This is a genomic window from Marinobacter halodurans (assembly GCF_004327985.1).
Classification (GTDB): Bacteria; Pseudomonadota; Gammaproteobacteria; order Pseudomonadales; family Oleiphilaceae; genus Marinobacter_A; species Marinobacter_A halodurans.
The window spans coordinates 1-872 of sequence record NZ_SJDL01000163.1; the positions used below are offsets into that span (position 1 = coordinate 1).

1 pseudogene is annotated in these 872 nt (G+C 62.4%); it reads right to left on the minus strand.

The features are described 5' to 3' along the window. A pseudogene (locus EZI54_RS24965) lies at positions 1-484 on the minus strand (DUF6708 domain-containing protein); the annotation flags it as partial. Positions 485-872 lie beyond the last annotated feature (388 nt).

Consider the following 872-nt stretch of genomic DNA (forward strand, 5'->3'; position numbering starts at 1 on the left):
GCAGGGTCCAGAAGGTCATCACGTGGTAGAGGTACCAGAAGAAGGTGTAGATCCAGCCCACTTCGCCGGCCTTGCGCCGACGGCGGACATTGCGCCGGGCGGCGTGGAAGAAGGCCACGCCTTCCTCGTTGGGTGCATCGTCCCCGGTCATCAGCTCGCCGTTAGGCTGTATGTCCTCAAGCGAATGCACCTCATACTCCATGTAGGCGCGCAGGGCCTCCCAGGTGCTGATCGACAGCGGCAGGCCATGGGTCGGGAACTCCAGGTTGAAGCGCTCCCCGGTCTCCGGGTGCCGGAAACCAATGCCGAAGCCGTACTGGCGGTGCACCCCGTACTCCGTGGCCCCCTGGGACTCGATCACCCAGGCTTCCAGTTCCTCCCAGGGGATGAAGATGGGCTCACTATGACCCTCCGGCACAAAGCAGACTTCCCGGCGCTGGCGGTTGAAACGCGTTGGGGCGATTTTCTCGGTCCGGCCGTACATTTGCCAGCGAGGCCACATTAATGTCAGAAACGCTCCCAGCCCCCCCCATAGGCCGATCCAGAAACCTAGACTGAAAGCCCCTTTGAATGCTTCTACAGCACCGTCCCATCCATAGCCAAAGTGGAGCCCCCCCAAAAATGCAATCGCTGGTCCCACTACAGCACTCAGCAAAAAACAAGCAAACGGCCCACCGAGCGCCATCTGCCAGGAAAACGCAAAGGAGTTGCCCACGCCGAAGTCCAGGTAATGATCGGTGACCGTTCCCACCGCATGGCCGTGGTCCACCGGGGGCAACCCGGTGGGCAGGGGTTTGGGCGCCAGGTAGGTGATCCGGCCCGAGGGGAAGGGCTCCACCTCGCCGGCATGGTGGCGTTTGTGGTCAGGGCTC